Genomic DNA, 17,621 nt, shown 5'->3' with positions numbered 1-17,621 from the left:
GCTTATCCGAACGGCATTAGCCCTTCATAGGCGGTTTTTATTTACGCTAGCTTGTATAAAGATCTGTATTTATAAACATAATCTTTTAGCTCACGCGAGTTGATTACTCGTCGTCAGTTTTTGGCGCAACTTTCTTCTTAGGGATAAATACTGTATCACCCACTGCCACATTCTTGTGGAAGCTCTTATCGCGCTTAACCGGTTTTTTCGGCGTTTTCTTAGCTTGAGTGTTGGTTTTCTTCTTCGCAGGACCGCCTTTAGCAAAAGCAGGTTTACGCGGCTTAATACCTTTGAATTTACCTTTTAGACCTTCAAGTACAGAGAAAGTAAGATCTTGTTGAAGGTAAAGCTCAACACGCTTAAAGCTATCCCAGTCTTTTGGACCAACCAAAGAGATTGCATCACCTTTGTTACCCGCACGACCAGTACGACCGACGCGGTGCACGTACTCTTCTGTATGCTTAGGCATATCAAAGTTGATAACGTGGCTTACGTTTGGAATATCGATACCACGTGAAGCAACGTCTGTTGTTACCAAGATCTTGTAAACCGCACGCTCGAACTGGCTCATGATTGCATTACGTTGCGTTTGGTTTAGGTTACCGCTCAATGCCACCGCTTTAAGCTTCTTCTCGTTTAACTTCTCGGTTAGGCGATCAGTATCAGCACGAGTTGCCGTGAAGATCATCACCTGACGGTATTCAGCTTCTTCAATAACACGATCCAGAATTGCTTCTTTATGATCTAGATGGTCACACAGGTAAAACTTCTGAGTGATATCAAGGTGCTGTTCGTTAGAAACACCCACTGAGATGCGTTTAGGCGAATCTAGCATTTCATTTGCAATGTCGTTCACTTCCGCGTGATCAAGTGTCGCAGAGAACATCAACGTTTGACGGCGACGGTGTTTAGCTGCATTCGCGATACGACGCAATTCAGGTGCGAAACCTAAATCTAGCATCCGGTCAGCTTCATCAAGGATCAGCGTTTCAACACCATCTAAAAACAGTGAGCGGTGCTCAAGGTGATCCGCAAGACGGCCTGGAGTCGCAACAATAAAGCGAGGGTACTTACGCAGAGCCTTAACTTGGTCGTTAAAGTTTTCACCACCCAAAATAAGTGTCGCTTCGTAAGACAGACCACCAAGCATGCTACGCAGCTCGCCATAAACTTGTTTTGCTAGCTCACGAGTAGGAGCCAAAATTACACCACGAGGATCTTTAGCAGAAAACGCTTTTGTTTTTAATGCTTTATGAATCATTGGCAACACAAACGCCAATGTTTTTCCTGATCCCGTTTTTGATGAAGCCAATAGATCCTTACCAGCAATAGCAACAGGGATCGCTTTTGATTGGATCTCTGTCGCCTTCTTGAAGTCGTAATGTTTTAAGTTCTTCAGTAAGCGGTTATCTAAGCCTAAATCTTTAAAGTGCAAAGGACTCTCCAGTCATGATGGTATTGAATAAAATTAATTTAACGTGACATGATACCGCGAAAGTACTTTATAAGGATAGAGATCACAGAAAATTTATCCCTTTATCTCTCGTTTGCTAGAACATTGTATGCATTGCTCGCAAAGAAATAACTCTCCAAAACACATCAAAACCGGCTCTCACCCCTCCATCTCATAAACGAGACATAACGTGACGCTCAGCTAATTACCTCAAAAATTTAGTAATTTCTCTAGTTATTGTTTTTGCAGTTAAAAAATTAGTCGCTACAATCATTAATGAAGCGACTATATGATAAAGAATGTATAGCGCATCTTTTGATGATAAATAAGCAAGGAGTTCTTATGAATAAGACGTTAATCGCAGCTGCAGCCTCAGTTTTCATTTTAGCTGGTTGTTCTTCTGAGCCAGAAGAAGCTGCAATGTCACAAATGGATCAATTGACTAACCAAGTTGCTGAGCTAACCAGTGAAGTTGAAGCACTTAAAGGCGATAAAGCGGCAGCTGAAATGAAAGCTCAAGAAGCAGCTGCAGCCGCTATGGCAGCAAAAGAAGAAGCGGATCGTGCTAACGACCGTATCGACAACATCGCAGAGTCTTACACTAAATAGTGTGAGAGCTCAGTGCGATTAAGCTGTAGATTAAATCAGTCGCAAAATGCAGTAAATAGACAGCACCACCTCTTAACGGATGTGGTGCTTTTTTTGGGCGTTACTAATTCGAATAGAAGGCATTAATTCGAGTAGAAGGTATCAATTCAAGTAGACAAAAATAAACGCCCCTTGTTACAGAAGAGGCAATCAAATTAGAACTCAATCACAGGTGGTGCTATCTCAACAGGCACGCCATTTTGAGCAAATATCACCGCTTTCGCTTTTGAATTTGGTAGATCTGCATCTTCAAGCCACCATTTTAATTCAACGGGGATTTGCAATAATTTCTTAGAGCCGTCGCTTCGCGTCAATGGTTCGTGAGCTTCAACAAACACGCTCCTATCTGGCTCTAAAGATACTTTGATAGGCTCATCGATTATTGTGACTTGCTCACCACGACTAACCTGTTCAAAAAGCCACTCAATATCTTTAGGTTCCATGCGGATACAGCCGGAGCTGACTCGCAAGCCTATCCCAAAGTCTTTATTGGTGCCGTGTATCAGATAATCACCTGCACCATAAGCAAGTCGTAATGCATACTCGCCAAGAGGGTTTTCCGGCCCAGCAGGAACCACTTTTGGTAGCTCAATCCCTTTCTCTAGATACTCTTTACGAATTGAGTTTGGAGGCGTCCAAGTCGGATTGGGTCTTTTTTGGCTTATCTTAGTGATCATCTCTGGGGTATCTCGCCCCACTCGACCGATGCCAACAGGAAATACGTGCACCTGATTTTTCTCAGGTTCAAAGAAGTACAACCTTAACTCGGCAAGGTTAATCACAATGCCTTTTCTCGGCGTATCCGGCAGAATCAAACGGCTAGGGATACTTAACACATAACCTTCAGCAGGAAGAAAAGGATCAACGCCTTTGTTTGCCGCCATTAAAGAGAGAAAACCAATATCGTATTGCTTAGCAATGATAGCCAACGTTTCGCCAGCAGCCACTTCGTGTTGCTGTATTCTGCCGACGATACGGCTTTCAGCCGGAGGCAGTACAAAGGTCGCCGCAGACACACACGACGAAGCCATCGCTGCCACAAGCATGGTGACCCTCACTAGAGGTAAAGCTACCTTACGTATCTGTGTTCTCATTGAGTGCAAAGGCGTCGAGTTAGCGCAGTACGACATACAATTCCTTGGTTGGTCTTTCTATCAAAGTTTAGATTATCGCTGATCAAACGTCGCGACAACGTATTGTTGCTCCAAGCTGATATGCAACAGGCCTTTATTTGTCGTTTTTCTTCTGGACATAGCGTAATTTAACCACACAAAATCGATTGCCTCTAAACTTTCAACATATTTGGTTATCCATATGAATAATACTTTAAAGGTAGAGCAAATTTGTGACAAACATCTCACGGAGCCTCGCTTTAACTCGCTAATATTGCCTCAACAAAACGAATTCAATTCAACAGAATCGGTAATTAATAAAACCCTGTTCCTATAATTACCGTTAAAACTTTGGAGAACGACCATGGCTACACCTCATATTAATGCTCAAGCTGGTGATTTCGCAGAAACTGTACTTATGCCAGGCGACCCGCTTCGCGCAAAATACATTGCAGAAACATTCCTTGATGACGTGAAGCAAGTTTGTGACGTTCGCAACATGTTTGGTTACACAGGCACTTACAAAGGTAAGAAAGTTTCTGTAATGGGCCACGGTATGGGTATTCCATCGTGCTGCATCTATGTACATGAGCTAATTGCTGAGTACGGCGTAAAGAACGTTATTCGCGTAGGTAGCTGTGGTGCGGTACGTGATGACGTTAAACTAATGGACGTTGTTATCGGTATGGGTGCATCGACTGACTCAAAAGTAAACCGCATTCGTTTCAACAACCATGACTTCGCGGCAATCGCTGATTTCGGTCTTCTAGAAGAAGCCGTAAACCAAGCACGTGCACAAGAAGTTCCAGTTAAAGTTGGTAACGTATTCTCTGCAGACCTTTTCTACACTCCAGAAGCTGACCTTTTCGAAAAAATGGAAAAGCTAGGCATCCTTGGTGTTGATATGGAAGCAGCTGGTATCTACGGTGTTGCTGCGGATCTTGGTGCTAAAGCTCTAACTATCCTAACAGTATCTGACCACATCATCCGTGGTGAGAAACTAAGCTCTGAAGATCGTCAAAAATCTTTCAACGACATGATGAAAGTTGCTCTAGAGACTGCAATCAACATCTAACGAATTGATAAGATACATTGAAAAGCGTTACCCCGCAGCCAAGCTCACTTGGCTGCTCAAATAATCCCGAGGGGGAGATCGTGTCTAACGACAAGCTGCCAAAAGATGCGGATGGTTTGCAACTCAACTTTTGTAAAACATTGGCGTGTGACAACTTTGGCTTGAGCGATGCAAAACGGTATGTTTTGCAACACGCAAACCCTAAGCGTCCAGCGATGGTTTGTCGTGAATGTGGAGCTTTCCCCCCCTTACTTAACAATCGTGAAGTGTTAAGCGAACTTCATCGCCTAAGACAACTTCACAGCGACGGGCTCCCTGCTTGTCGTAATGATGATTGCGATAACTTTGGTTTATCGGTTCATACCCACAAACATCTTTATCATGCCTTCGGCTACAGTGGCGATAGGCAGCGTTACAGATGCAAAGACTGCCAATCAACCTTCGTTGATAAGTGGTCAGGATCCAACAAAAAACTTCAGTTTCAAGAGAACCTCATGGGCTTATTGTTCATGGGGTATTCAGTACGTGAAATTTGTAGAAAGTTAGAGATCAATCCAAAGACTTTCTATGATCATGTTGACCATATCGCCAGTCGCTGTCGTCGCAAGTTAGCGATGATCGATGCTCGTTGGGTCAACCATGCTAAAGATTACGAATTCGCTTCTCACTACCAACGCCTGCAACCGAAAAGCAACAATGGTGTGGTATGGATAGCGACTGGCGAGGCACACTCTGGCTACATCCTTTGCCAACACGTCAATTACTCTCAAAATGAAGAACCATCTGGAAGTGCTGATCACAACCCTTATGATGACGTTGCACGCTTTGTGTCTAAAGAGCACTCTTCAGAAGCGAATCTCGAACTTCCTCAGCCGTCTGACAAACTGAAAGAGCGCATTGAGCAGCAATATCAAGTAATTCTTGCGAGAGGTAATGTAGAGGACCCAATGGGGAACCTTACGACATTCAGTTACCCTTCGAAGGGCGCGCTAATTCGACCGCCTTATACTTCCTATGCTCACTTCCTACACGTGCTTGATATGTGTGATGAGAATAAGCATGTCACGATCTATATGCCACAAGATCCATTACTAAGATCTGCCGCTCTAAGCGTTTGCTTGCCGCGTATTCAGAGTCAAAATGTTGACCTTATGTATGTAGAGGAAGACTCAGGTTGGCAAGATGACCAAAATTTTGAAAAGATCGACATCGTTCATATGAGTTGGTGGCGCGATCGTTGGGCTATCGCGAGTCAAGGTGACAGTCAAAAAGGTATCTGCTACCTAACGGGTAATAATCCAGAACCAAAACAGTGGCTTAATACAGCTTCAATTCAGCAAACAAAGTTCTATCAACAACGTTTTCAGTTGTTATTTGATAGCTTCATCAATGAGCCAAGACGTAAACTTCGTCCTGGGGGCATTCTTCCATTACTCGACATATTTAGATCTTGGCACAATCTGTGCTACCAAGATAAGCAAGGGTTGACGGCAGCACAACGCTTAGGTGTGACAGAGCAGCCATTAACTCTTAAGCAATTGCTTTCATAGAAATTTACCATCTAGACAAGCGCTCTAGAACTCATTGATTTCAAAGCAAAAGCATGAGATAACACCCAAAATTGGAAAAGATACGTGTCCCCTTTATGCTCAGCGAGAGATAATTGATGCTTATCATCAATCACACTCCTATAATGATTGTGTTATCAATATGTTCGATAATTATGGATCTAAGCCTTGGACAAAAATCAGTACCTTCTTGAAACCGAACTAGAACAACTCAAAACTCGCGTTGATTCTGAGCCATTGGTGATCCTAGAGATTGCACAACAATGCCTAGTCAGATCAGAGCAAGTTCTGTTTGAAGAGGGCGCTATCCAGTCATTCATGTTAATGGCGAGATGTTGTTGGAACCTTATGGATTACCAGAAAGGTTTAAAATACATCAAGGAAGCCTACAAACGCCAAAGCCGATTAGATACCGATCATTTTCTCCCTGAAATTCTCCACTTACACGCTCTCCAATTCTGGGGACAAGCCAAGTATTACTCCGCCCAACAGTTCTGGATCAATGCATTAGAACAATCTGCACTGGTTGATGAAGTGGAGATTCAAATTGAATGCCTCATTGGCCTTGGCAACATTTGGCGAATGACTCACGAATATAAACTTGCACGCTCTACCCACCAGCTCGCTGTAAAAGTAGCGAATAACAGCCGCATTGGTTGGTTAGAAGGCAAAGCAAGAATACTTCTCGCATGGGATTACTACCTGCTCAACAACTATGTTGAAATGCTATCGGTGCTCGACGGTGCAGAAGAAGCACTAAAAGAATATAAAGATAATACTTGGCACGCTGAAGTATGGGATTTTCGAGGCCTTGCCCTACTTGGCCTTGAACGTTTGGATGATGCAGAACGAGCCACAGCCAAAGCGCACAAGCTAGCAGTAGAGCACAACCTTGTATGGATGAAAGCGCATTCCTACATCAGTCGAGCTAGACTGGAGCTCTTAAGAAAGAGGCCAGAACAAGCCGCCGAGTTGCTAAGGCTGGCAGAAGAGTCAGCAAACGAATTCGATAATGGCGAACTGCTTAGCCAAATTTGTTATCAACAGTCTTTAGTCGCAGAAGAAAATCAAGATTTTGAAGCCGCATTGATCGCTTTTAAGAAGTATCGTCAATATTCTACCGGCATGCTTAAAGAACAAACAAATCGTGTCGGTTTAGACAAAGCGCGCAGTTCAAAACGCCAGCTTGAACAGAGAGCTCGTAAGCTAATTAACCGCATTCGAGGTCAACACGAACACGACCCGGAAAAGCACCTCTCTTATGTCGTTTCCGAAACCTTCTGGTGGGAAAAACTGGTACTATTTAAGACGGAGCTTAAACGCTCTAATCACTGCATCATCATGTTCCATCACATCGATACCGATTACTTAGATGTCTGTACCGAGATAGCACATACCTTGTGTAATCAGAACGACTTCATTGCAAGGCTAAGTTCGGAACGTGTGGCTCTTATGCTTTCCGAAAAAGACGAAGCTGCTGACCAGATCTTCAAAACTCTGACCACCATGCTAGATATCTATCCATGGCACAGAAAAGGATTAAAAGGTTCGAGACCGACCGTCAGCCTCAACGATATTTTGACGTTCCCGTTCACTCTTGAACAACTAGAAGAAGACGATGCTGAGGTAACAGAATGATGGAAACCCTATTAAGCAAGATTACAGATGCAGGTCTAGATCCTTCATCGGTATCGGGTGAAGAGGCGATCATATTCTGGAATCATATTCGCCAACACGTTTCGACTACACAAACAGAACAAGCACACTGTTACATCATCAGCTCTGAGTACCGCGCCGAGTTACGACAAAATCAAACCAGTATTGATGAGTTAAAACTGGCACTCGACCTACTCCACCTTCCTACAGATATAGAAGATATTCTTACTGTAAAGACCAGCTTAAGTAATCGCTTGGTTGAAATTGGTGATTACACGTCGGCACTGAATGAATTCGTCAGCTCATCGACAATCGCCGTTGAGCACGGACATATCGATGAATATGTAATGGCTATCTTAGGTATGGGGAACCTGTGTGACGCTTACGGAGACCACAGCAGAGCTCTTCGCTACTACCAAAAAATCAATAGCATAGATCACGCGATAAGCAGTCGATCACTTCGTCTGAAATTCAAGCTTTATATGGTAGCAAGTCTGCTACTGCTCAACCGAATAACGGCGGCCAGCGACTTACTGAACGAATGCGAAGAACTGAGCATTTTAGTGAGTGATAAGCTACTCACAGCTCAGATACTGTTGTATCAAGCAAAAGTGCTCCGTGCTAAGAAAAAGCACCATGAAGCGCTTCGTTGTCTGTCAAAAATTCAATATCCAGCCAACAGTACTCAAGCAAGTTGGCTCGCGACCATGACTCGTCTAGAGTTAGCACATTGCTTGAGTGCGACCGGAAAGCAAGACTATGCAAGTATGATCTTGTCGAGCACCCACAAACGTGTGAAGCCCGGCTCGTCGCCTGTGCTTGCGAAGCACTTCTATGATTCTCTAAGTGATGTATGTTTGAATCAAGGTCGTTTTGAAGAAGCGCTGAGCTACGAGAAGAAAGGCTACCGAATTGAAACGGATCTGATGAAGCAGATCCCGATCAGCGAACTTGGTGCAAGCCAACTGCGCCGTCTATCACGGTTTGAATTACAACTTAAACTCATTCTCTCCGAACAAGAGAACAAAGAGCTAAAAGAGACAACAGAGCAACATAAAAATACAGTTGCTCAGCTACAACAAGATGTTTTCACCGATCCACTGACCGGGTTACACAACCGTCGCTGGTTAGATGTGAAACTGAAAGATCTACTGCTACACGAAACGCCTTTCGCATTAATGGTTATCGATATCGACCACTTTAAGTCAATCAATGATGAACTGAGCCACTTAGTGGGTGATAAAGCGATCGTCAGCGTTTCTCAAGAACTGCGTTCATACTTTAAGTTTAGAGGCGCGTCATGTGTCAGGTTTGGCGGAGAAGAGTTCCTTGTCATCCTTGAGAATACTGACCTTGCGAAAGCAGAAATGCACTCTGAAAATTATCGAGAGCGTATCTTCCAATTTGGGTGGCATGAAATACTCGGCGAGCGCGGTTTAACCGTTAGTATCGGTATCACTTTGCATCGCGATGGAGAAAATACTCAGCGTACCTTCTATCGTGCAGACAAAGCCCTATACCGAGCTAAAGCCAACGGCCGTAATCAAGTGTGTACAGAGTAGTAACACGTCTGTCTGTGGGTCTTTAGTTCTGTAGGTCTGTAGCTTTGTAGCTAAGCCCGCCTCTTATTGATAAAAGAACAAAGAGATTCCACCTAATGCGGCAAGTGTCCCGATGATACTTTGCTTTGACACCTTCTCTCCTCTAATCGCATAAATCACCAAAATAAAGACCGGGCTGGTCGCTATTAATGTTTGAGCAATCGCAGGGTTAGCATTTTTCAGCGCCACTTGCTGAAGCCATAGAGCGAGAAACGTCCCGACAAAGATTGCCCCTAATAACCAAAGTTTATCGAGCTTGGTCATTGCCCATAAATCTCTTTTTATCGACGAGTACGGCTTCTTTTCAACGAAAGGGATAATCAGCATTACGGCAAACACGCCAATCGTCAGGCGAATCAAAGCACCTAACAATGGTGGAATGTCACCCGCCACCAATGCGTAGTGGGAAATCACCACACCCGACGCCTGACAAACACTTGCCATAAGCCCATATCCAATGCCACCCCACAGTGCTTTGTCATTAGAAATATCATTACCGTTCGCTGATTTCGACGGCTGAAAGACCACAAAGGTCACCGCTAAGGTTGTTATCACAACACCGAGCCAACTTTGCAAAGTGAGTGCCGCGCCAAGAAACATTAATGCCAAAACACCAGAAAGAGGTGGAGCCAGAGATTCCAGCAACAAGGTCTTATTGGCACCAATTCTTTTTAATGCCGCAAAATAAGCACTGTCACCAACTGCGATACCAATGACTCCCGAGATCGCCAAGATCCCAAAATGGTTAGCACTCAGTTCGAATTCAGGCATTGGTATTAACGGCATGACCAACAGCATCATGCCAGAGGCTACAACCCCCTTAACAATGTTCAACTGCATCGCAGAGAAGCGATGTCCAAATTGCCCATAGATCCATGTCGCACATGCCCACACCATCGCAGCGCCAATGGCCGCTAATTCACCTATATACATCCGCATTTATCCTTTATTTATTGTTGTTATGATTATGGCTATGCGCATCGTTTGAATCAGAACTGTCATCTTGTCAGCAAGAAATCCGAAATAACCTATTCAAGTTCAATTGGGTTTTATAAGATCCATCAGTGATTTTATTCTCATTATTAGCAGCAACATATTATTTTCAGATTGGTAAATCATTTTTATAACAATTACTTGGATGATAGCGTAGTATATTTGTAACTAACATCTAACATTACAAGGATCTGTTATGTTTTTAGACTACTTTGCACTCGGTCTACTGATTTTCGTAGCATTAGTTATCTTTTACGGCATCATCGTTATTCACGATATTCCCTATGAAATTGCGAAAGAACGCAATCACCCTCATCAAGATGCTATTCATGTCTCAGGCTGGGTTAGCCTATTCACTTTACACACTATTTGGCCGTTCCTTTGGATTTGGGCTACGTTGTGGCGCAAAGATCGTGGCTGGGGCTTCGCTAAGCTTGAAGAAGAACAACATGATATTCATCACCGAGTCGACACTCTCATCGACCAAGTGAGTGCACTTCAGAACGAAATCGCACAGCTAAAGCAAGCGGGCACTGAGCAAAACAGCACAGAGAAACAGACAAACAACGTTCAAGATCAGGAGGCTAAGTAATGGATTTACTGCTGATAATGACCTACGCGGCGCTTTGTATTACGATTTTCAAAGTATTCAAAATCCCACTAAACAAATGGACTGTCCCAACAGCCGTACTGGGTGGTGTTGTCCTCATCGGTACTTTGATTCTATTAATGAACTACAACCACCCTTTCACACAAATCGGTAATCAAGTTTACTCAACGACACCGATTGTTTCAGGGGTTCGAGGCAAAGTCATCGAGGTTCCGGTTGAAGCAAATAAGCCTCTCAAGCAAGGGGATATCCTTTTCAAAATAGACCCGATTCCTTTTGAAGCTGAAGTTGCTAAGCTGCAAGCCAAAGTAAAAGAAGCGAGTCAAGGAGCCTTAGGTCTAGAGTCGCAAGTTGGAGAAGCTGAAGCTGCCAAAATAAAAGCCATTGCAGAAAGAGATAAAGCACAACGTGAATTCTCTCGATACAAGCGAGGCTTCGAAAGTGGCGCATTTACAGAGCAACAGCTCGATACTCGTCGACAGGCATACAAAGCCACAGAAGCAGCTGTGAAAGTAGCCGAAGCAAACCAACAACAAGCTCAGATCGCACTTAACTCTGAGATTGGCGGTGAGAATACAGCGGTTGCAGGCTTACTTGCTGATTTACGTAAAGCTGAATTCAATCTTGACCAAACGGTAGTAAGAGCACCAACCGATGGCTACGTAACTCAACTCGCTCTTCGTCCTGGTGTAATGGCTGTACCACTACCATTAGCGCCGGTGATGACCTTTGTTCACACTGAGGCGCAATTCTATACCGCAGCCTTTAGACAAAACTCACTACAACGACTGCAACCTGGCTACGAAGCTGAGTTTCTATTTAGAGCACTACCAGGAAAAGTGTTTAAAGGACGCATTGATGAAGTGATCCCAGCCATTGGTGAAAGCCAATTTCAAGCTCGAGGCACACTTCTAGGTACTGACGCACTGCGCACTAGCGGCCGTGTATTTGTTAAGCTGACCATCACTGATGATCTGTCTGAGTACCATTTGCCTATGGGTACTGCCGTCGAAGTGGCCGTTTATTCTGACAGCTTCACTCACGTATCTATCATGCGTAAAGTGCTTATTCGCATGAAGAGTTGGCAAAACTATCTATATCTAGACCACTAAACGGTCGTAGATATACGACAACCCCGCTTAACACATTGTTAATATGAATCAAAAAGCCAGACTCGTTCTGGCTTTTTTGTTGCTTGATTAACCATAAAATTGCGCTTATTACGTGATATTAATGCGTCTAGATGGAATTTTAGACATCTAGACACTTACCTTCCCTTATGGAAGGGTTCTACTGTATAATGCGCGCCTTATTTTTTATATTTGCCCAAAAAACGTTCTCATTGAGACGCATATTAATAATGGCGAATATTATGCTTTATTTTCAGTATTCGAGGTTATCTATGAACTTTTCAGCTAAAACAGTCGTCGTTATTGCTATTGGCGCGGCACTGTACGGCATTGGTGGTTTACCTATGTTTGGTGTCCCAGTGTTTGCTAACACGACATTGAAACCAGCAATGGCAGTCCTAGCACTGTTTTCTGTTTTGTTTGGCCCTATTGTTGGCTTCTTGGTTGGCTTTATCGGTCACTGGGTAACGGATTTGTTCGCAGGTTGGGGGGTATGGTTAACTTGGGTATTAGGCTCAGGTATTGTCGGTATGGTTATCGGCTTATTCCCAATGATGACTAAGAATCGCCTTCAACAAGGCGAACTGCCAATGAAAGATTTTGCACTGTTCGTGGTACTTGCCCTTGCGGGTAACGTTGTGGGTTATGGTAGCTCTGCGTTCCTAGATACCATCCTATACGCAGAACCCTTTACTAAAGTCTTCACTCAACTGTCTATCATCGCTGCGGGCAACACTATTCTTATCGCAGTGGTAGGCTTCCTGATCCTAAAATCAGTCGCTAAACGTAACAAACAAAGCCGTAACCTGACCGAGGCATAAACGCTAATGACTATAGCATTTTCGAACTTCTCTTTTAGATATGAGTCGCTGGATAAACCGACGCTAAAACATATCAATCTAAGGATAGAGAAAGGAGAGAAAATCGTCATTATTGGACCAAGTGGTAGTGGTAAATCTACGCTAGGTCAGTGTCTCAATGGTCTGATACCTCATGCAATTAAAGGTGAGGTCTCTGGTTCTTTAGAGATCAACGGCAAGAATGTCTCTGAGTTTTCAATGCACGACTATACCGAGCAAGTAGGCACAGTATTGCAAGATACTGACAGCCAATTTGTGGGGTTAAGTATCGGTGAAGATATCGCGTTCGCATTAGAAAACCAGTTGATGTCGAACATTGATATGTACCCGTTAGTTAAATCGACAGCAAAAATGGTCGACCTAGCGGATATGCTTGAGCGCTCTCCTCATGACCTTTCAGGTGGTCAAAAGCAACGAGTATCGTTAGCGGGTATTTTAGTCGATGATGTCGATATCTTGCTGTTCGATGAGCCTCTAGCAAGCCTTGACCCTAAAACGGGCAAAGCAACGATTGAGATCATCGACCAACTTCATAAAGAAACCAACAAGACTATCGTGATTATCGAGCATCGCCTTGAGGATGTTCTGCATCGCGATATCGATCGTGTGATCTTAATGGAGCGCGGTGAAATAGTCGCGGATATGACTCCGGATGACCTCTTAGCGTCCAAGTTACTTGATACGCACGGTATTCGTGAACCTCTCTACTTATCTGCACTTAAAGCAGCGAAAGCCCCTCTGACTAACGAAGATAAACTTTCAAACCTCAAAGCTTTGGATTACAAAAGATTCCGCCCAGCAGTTCAAGCTTGGTTTGCTGAGCGCCCGGCACCGGTAGCAGAGAAACAGTACCAGCCTTTGCTCGAAGTTCATGGCTTAACTTATTCTTACGACGGCGAAAAAAATGCACTCGAAGATGTGAGTTTCAAAATTGGTAAGGGTGAGTTTGTCTCGATTTTGGGCAAGAACGGTTCGGGTAAATCCACTATCACCAAACTCATCATGGGTGTGATAGATGCTGATTCAGGTTCTTCCTATCTAAATGGTCAAGACTTATCTGAACTTTCCATCTTTGAAAGAAGCCAGAAAGTCGGTGTGGTGATGCAAAACCCGAATCATATGATCTCACATCATATGATTTTTGATGAGATTGCTTTTGGTCTTCGTAACCGCGGTATGGCAGAACAGCTGGTCACAGAAAAAGTAGAGAACGTTCTTGAGCTTTGCGGGTTAAGTAAGTTCCGCCACTGGCCCATTGAAGCTCTGAGCTATGGTCAGAAAAAGCGTGTAACGATCGCGTCTATCTTAGTGTTGGAGCCCGAACTCCTCATCTTAGATGAGCCAACAGCAGGCCAAGACTACCGTAACTACACATCGATGCTGGCATTCATCCAAAAGCTTAACCGAGATTTGGGCATTACTGTTGTGATCATCTCACACGACATGCACTTGGTTCTAGAATACACCACACGTTCGATCGTAATCGCAGACAGTAAGTTGATTGCTAATGCAGCCATGACGGAAGTGTTTAGTCAGCCATCGCTTTTAGAACGTGCGAACCTTTGCACCACCAGCATTTATGAACTTGCGACTATGATGAAAATCGACGACACCAACGCTTTTATGCAGTACTTCATCGACGACGAGAGAAGCTCGCTATGAATGCATCAAAAGTAAAATTTGGCATCAATTACATTGATACTAAGTCACCGTTACACGCATTGAACGGCATCACTAAATTTGTACTTTTTCTCGCTTGGGTCACTGTGGTTTTGACTACGTTCGACCTGAGATTGATTGCGTTGCTTATTGTGACTGGTTTATTCCTGCTAAAGCTTACTAATGTACCTGTGCGCGTTTATAAGCCTTTGTTATTGGGAACGGTGAGTGTATTAAGCCTAAATGCTTTGTTCATGTATCTGCTTGCTCCACAGCAAGGTACAGAGCTCATCGGCAGCGAGACCCTATTGCTGACACTGCCGGGTAACTACTCGTTGAGCCAAGAGACTCTGTTTTATTTAATCACTGTCACGCTCAAATACATGAGTATGTTCCCGATAGCGTTAATATTCGTCTTTACCACGCACCCGACCGAGTTTGCAGCAAGCCTCAACCGTATTGGCGTTCCATACAAAATCGCCTATGCGGTCAGCTTAACACTGCGTTATTTACCTGAAGTTAAAAAAGACTTCATCAATATCATGCATGCTCAACAGGCTCGTGGCGTTGAACTATCGAAAAAAGCACCTTTACTCACTCGTATCAAAAACGTAGCTAAGGTTCTAGGTCCGCTCATTTTTTCTAGTTTGGACCGTGCAGACGAGATTTCAAACGCAATGACGTTACGAGGTTTTGGCAGACATAAGTCACGGACTTGGTATAGCTATGCGCCTTTGAAACGTATCGATTATGTTTGGCTAATGGTTATCGCCTTTATCGTTGTGTTAGCGATCGTAAAACGTGTTTTAGAACCACAATTATTCTGGTATCCATTTTAGGTTTTTCATTGAAAGCGACGCTTATATAACATGCTGCTTGATGTTCTACTTAACGAAATTCAAGCCGTTTTAGAGTGAAAATCAAAACAAAAAAGGGAGCCTCAGGGCTCCCTTTGTCGTCTTTGTGATCACTGACTTACTGTGATTGTTATTAGTTTAATTTGTAAAACACCGTTGAAAGTGGTGGTAAACGCAGCTCAATCGACGTCTCCAAACCTTCGCTTGCTACTAATTCAACCTTAGCAACCTGCTTCACTTCAAAACCGCTGCCTGCGTAATCAGCCGAGTCAGTATTCAGCAATAGCGAGTACTGGCCTTGGGCTGGAACACCTAGACGGAAACGCTCATGAGGAACAGGCGTAAAGTTAGAAACAACCAATACTCGTTCACCCGACTCACTAATACGTTCATGAGCTAAGATACTTGCTTCAGCAGAATCTTGTAGACGCCATTCAAAACCTTTCGGGTCGAAATCAAGATCGTGCATTGCCGCCTCAGAGCGGTATAGATTGTTCAAATCTTTCGTTAAGCGTTGAACACCTTGGTGGCGTTCATATTCCAACAAGAACCACTGCAGTTGATCATCATGATTCCATTCAGCCGTTTGACCGAATTCAGCGCCCATGAAGTTCAGCTTTTTACCCGGTTGTGCATACATGTAACCCATGTAAGCGCGTAGGTTAGCCGTTTGCTGCCACTCATCACCCGGCATCTTGTTGTGGATAGAGCCTTTACCGTAAACCACCTCATCGTGAGACAGAGACAATACGTAGTTTTCGCTGTGAGCATAAACCAACGGGAAGGTAATCGTATCGTGGTGATATTTACGGTTGATTGGATCTTCTTGAATGTAAGACAAGCTATCGTGCATCCAACCCATGTTCCACTTAAAACCGAAGCCTAAACCGCCCATAAAGGTTGGTGCTGAAACACCCGGGAAAGCCGTCGATTCTTCAGCAATTGTCATCGCGTTAGGGAAGTGTTTATAAACTTCTTCGTTCATCCACTTAAGGGTCGCGATGGCGTCGTAATTTTCATTGCCGCCGTCTACATTCGGAATCCATTGATCATGGCTACGCGAGTAATCGAGGTACAACATCGAAGCAACCGCATCAACACGAATGCCATCGATATGGAATTGTTCGAACCAGTACAATGCATTTGCTACTAAGAAGCGACGAACATGCTCTTTACCTAAGTCGTAAATGTACGAGTTCCAATCTTGGTGCCAACCACGGCGTGGATCTGGGTCATGGAACAAAGGCGTTCCATCAAAGTTAGCTAAACCGTGATCATCACTTGGAAAGTGTGCAGGAACCCAGTCCAGAACAACGCCTAAACCGGCTTGGTGACATTGGTCGACGAAGAATTTGAAATCATCTGGAGACCCAAAACGACTCGTTGGTGCGAACAAGCCTATTGGCTGATAACCCCAAGAGCCGTAAAACGGGTGCTCTGAAACCGGCATCAACTCTACGTGTGTGTAACCGAGATCCGTTAGATATGGGATTAGCTCTGCCGCTAGCTCACGGTAGTTTAGGAATTCACCTTCAGCATTGCGCTTCCAAGAGCCGGCATGCAATTCATAGAATGAAAGGGCTTCTTTGCGCTTTTGCGTTACCGGGCGATTCTGCCATTGAGAATCTTGCCACTGGTAACGAGCGTGATCGTAAGTCACAGATGAAAATGATGGGTACTGCTCAGAATAGAAACCCCATGGGTCAGCTTTATGTGGCAAGCCTTCGCCATCAGGCCCTTTTAATTCAAACTTGTATTGTGCGCCTTCTTCCAGATCAGGAATAAATAAGCCCCACATACCATAATCTAGACGCTGCATTGGGTGGCGACGACCATCCCAAGCGTTGAAGTTACCCACCAAGCTAGCCGCTGTTGCATGCGGTGCGTACACCAAGAAACGCGTGCCTGAAATCGTCTGTCCATCACGCTCTAGCGTAATAAACTGAGCCCCCATGTGATGATACATATCTTTAGGTGTATGAAGATCCTCATAACTCGCGTACAGATCATGGTATTGGTATGGATCATCGATGATCTGCTCTACTCCATTCCAATCAACCGCAAGCTTGTAGTGAGTAAAACGTAAGTCTCTTTCTTGCTTAAGAATGAAACCACTTTCACCCTCTCGCGCTAACTTAATACGAGGTTCCTTTCCAACAATCAACTCGACTTTATCTGCCCCAGGAATCCACACTCGTAATGAACCTTGTTCAGAAGGTAAGTATGGCCCTAAAAACGCAAATGGGTCTGTGAAGCAAGCCTGTGATAGTTGGGTATATATTTGTTTTTGCTTTGAAATCGAACTTAGTTCCAAAACGCTTCTCCCTAACCAAACATCCAAAAAACATAATACAAAAATGCCCGCTATTAGTGCGGGCAATATAACGACGGTTTATTCT

General features: G+C 44.0%; 14 protein-coding genes. 10 read left to right on the top strand and 4 right to left on the bottom strand.

What is annotated here, in order from left to right:
- Positions 1–103: 103 nt before the first annotated feature.
- On the bottom strand, positions 104–1,435 hold the full coding sequence (locus tag AB4513_RS22865; RefSeq protein WP_009845828.1) for a DEAD/DEAH box helicase: 1,332 nt from the start codon (positions 1,433–1,435) through the stop codon (positions 104–106).
- Positions 1,436–1,795: 360 nt separating this feature from the next.
- Here AB4513_RS22865 and AB4513_RS22860 point away from each other — a divergent pair, with 360 nt between their 5' ends.
- The gene (locus AB4513_RS22860) at positions 1,796–2,062 is read left to right on the top strand and encodes an Lpp/OprI family alanine-zipper lipoprotein (protein WP_009845829.1); all 267 of its coding nucleotides are present in this window, start codon (positions 1,796–1,798) and stop codon (positions 2,060–2,062) included.
- A gap of 194 nt (positions 2,063–2,256) precedes the next feature.
- Here the strand turns inward: AB4513_RS22860 and AB4513_RS22855 are convergent, their stop codons facing one another.
- Positions 2,257–3,231 carry a L,D-transpeptidase family protein gene (locus AB4513_RS22855; protein WP_032555087.1) on the bottom strand — a complete coding sequence of 325 codons (975 nt, stop codon included), beginning with the start codon at positions 3,229–3,231 and terminating at the stop codon, positions 2,257–2,259.
- Between the two features lie 346 nt (positions 3,232–3,577).
- On the opposite strand from AB4513_RS22855, the gene deoD reads away from it, so the two are divergent.
- From deoD to AB4513_RS22835, 4 genes are all read left to right on the top strand, one after another.
- Positions 3,578–4,288 carry a purine-nucleoside phosphorylase gene (gene deoD / locus AB4513_RS22850; RefSeq protein WP_004732072.1) on the top strand — a complete coding sequence of 237 codons (711 nt, stop codon included), beginning with the start codon at positions 3,578–3,580 and terminating at the stop codon, positions 4,286–4,288.
- A gap of 80 nt (positions 4,289–4,368) precedes the next feature.
- Positions 4,369–5,838, top strand: a complete 1,470-nt coding sequence (locus AB4513_RS22845; protein ID WP_009845831.1) for a transposase — start codon at positions 4,369–4,371, stop codon at positions 5,836–5,838.
- Between the two features lie 186 nt (positions 5,839–6,024).
- Complete coding sequence (locus tag AB4513_RS22840; RefSeq protein WP_009845832.1) at positions 6,025–7,494, top strand: hypothetical protein; 1,470 nt, start codon at positions 6,025–6,027, stop codon at positions 7,492–7,494.
- Entirely contained in the window at positions 7,494–9,074 is a 1,581-nt protein-coding gene (locus tag AB4513_RS22835; protein ID WP_009845833.1) for a GGDEF domain-containing protein, read from the top strand. The genes AB4513_RS22840 and AB4513_RS22835 overlap by 1 nt, the downstream gene beginning before the upstream one ends.
- A 63-nt stretch (positions 9,075–9,137) precedes the next feature.
- Here AB4513_RS22835 and AB4513_RS22830 read toward each other — a convergent pair whose 3' ends face one another.
- On the bottom strand, positions 9,138–10,046 hold the full coding sequence (locus AB4513_RS22830) for a DMT family transporter (protein WP_009845834.1): 909 nt from the start codon (positions 10,044–10,046) through the stop codon (positions 9,138–9,140).
- 256 nt (positions 10,047–10,302) lie between these two features.
- On the opposite strand from AB4513_RS22830, the gene AB4513_RS22825 reads away from it, so the two are divergent.
- From AB4513_RS22825 to AB4513_RS22805, 5 genes are all read left to right on the top strand, one after another.
- A complete protein-coding gene (locus AB4513_RS22825) occupies positions 10,303–10,698 on the top strand; it encodes a DUF3302 domain-containing protein (RefSeq protein ID WP_009845835.1) in 396 nt (131 codons plus the stop codon).
- The gene (locus AB4513_RS22820) at positions 10,698–11,828 is read left to right on the top strand and encodes an HlyD family secretion protein (protein ID WP_009845836.1); all 1,131 of its coding nucleotides are present in this window, start codon (positions 10,698–10,700) and stop codon (positions 11,826–11,828) included. Before AB4513_RS22825 ends, AB4513_RS22820 begins: the two co-directional genes overlap by 1 nt.
- A 290-nt stretch (positions 11,829–12,118) precedes the next feature.
- The gene (locus AB4513_RS22815) at positions 12,119–12,667 is read left to right on the top strand and encodes an ECF-type riboflavin transporter substrate-binding protein (protein ID WP_009845837.1); all 549 of its coding nucleotides are present in this window, start codon (positions 12,119–12,121) and stop codon (positions 12,665–12,667) included.
- Between the two features lie 6 nt (positions 12,668–12,673).
- On the top strand, positions 12,674–14,368 hold the full coding sequence (locus AB4513_RS22810) for an ABC transporter ATP-binding protein (protein ID WP_009845838.1): 1,695 nt from the start codon (positions 12,674–12,676) through the stop codon (positions 14,366–14,368).
- The gene (locus AB4513_RS22805; protein ID WP_012600180.1) at positions 14,365–15,204 is read left to right on the top strand and encodes an energy-coupling factor transporter transmembrane protein EcfT; all 840 of its coding nucleotides are present in this window, start codon (positions 14,365–14,367) and stop codon (positions 15,202–15,204) included. Before AB4513_RS22810 ends, AB4513_RS22805 begins: the two co-directional genes overlap by 4 nt.
- 151 nt (positions 15,205–15,355) lie before the next feature.
- Here the strand turns inward: AB4513_RS22805 and glgB are convergent, their stop codons facing one another.
- On the bottom strand, positions 15,356–17,536 hold the full coding sequence (gene glgB, locus AB4513_RS22800; RefSeq protein ID WP_102258064.1) for a 1,4-alpha-glucan branching protein GlgB: 2,181 nt from the start codon (positions 17,534–17,536) through the stop codon (positions 15,356–15,358).
- Between the last annotated feature and the right edge of the window lie 85 nt (positions 17,537–17,621).

It is taken from the genome of Vibrio sp. 10N.222.54.E6 (assembly GCF_041473955.1).
Lineage (GTDB): Bacteria > Pseudomonadota > Gammaproteobacteria > Enterobacterales > Vibrionaceae > Vibrio > Vibrio tasmaniensis_A.
This window is presented reverse-complemented; position numbering and strand designations above follow the sequence as displayed.

What these genes read in the sequence shown, in the direction of transcription:
- AB4513_RS22825 (WP_009845835.1), top strand. Translation starts at nt 10,303, where the DNA reads ATGTTTTTAGACTACTTTGCACTCGGTCTACTGATTTTCGTAGCATTA.
- deoD (WP_004732072.1), top strand. Translation starts at nt 3,578, where the DNA reads ATGGCTACACCTCATATTAATGCTCAAGCTGGTGATTTCGCAGAAACT.
- AB4513_RS22855 (WP_032555087.1), bottom strand. Translation starts at nt 3,231, where the DNA reads ATGTCGTACTGCGCTAACTCGACGCCTTTGCACTCAATGAGAACACAG.
- AB4513_RS22805 (WP_012600180.1), top strand. Translation starts at nt 14,365, where the DNA reads ATGAATGCATCAAAAGTAAAATTTGGCATCAATTACATTGATACTAAG.
- AB4513_RS22815 (WP_009845837.1), top strand. Translation starts at nt 12,119, where the DNA reads ATGAACTTTTCAGCTAAAACAGTCGTCGTTATTGCTATTGGCGCGGCA.
- AB4513_RS22835 (WP_009845833.1), top strand. Translation starts at nt 7,494, where the DNA reads ATGGAAACCCTATTAAGCAAGATTACAGATGCAGGTCTAGATCCTTCA.
- AB4513_RS22820 (WP_009845836.1), top strand. Translation starts at nt 10,698, where the DNA reads ATGGATTTACTGCTGATAATGACCTACGCGGCGCTTTGTATTACGATT.
- AB4513_RS22810 (WP_009845838.1), top strand. Translation starts at nt 12,674, where the DNA reads ATGACTATAGCATTTTCGAACTTCTCTTTTAGATATGAGTCGCTGGAT.
- AB4513_RS22860 (WP_009845829.1), top strand. Translation starts at nt 1,796, where the DNA reads ATGAATAAGACGTTAATCGCAGCTGCAGCCTCAGTTTTCATTTTAGCT.
- AB4513_RS22830 (WP_009845834.1), bottom strand. Translation starts at nt 10,046, where the DNA reads ATGTATATAGGTGAATTAGCGGCCATTGGCGCTGCGATGGTGTGGGCA.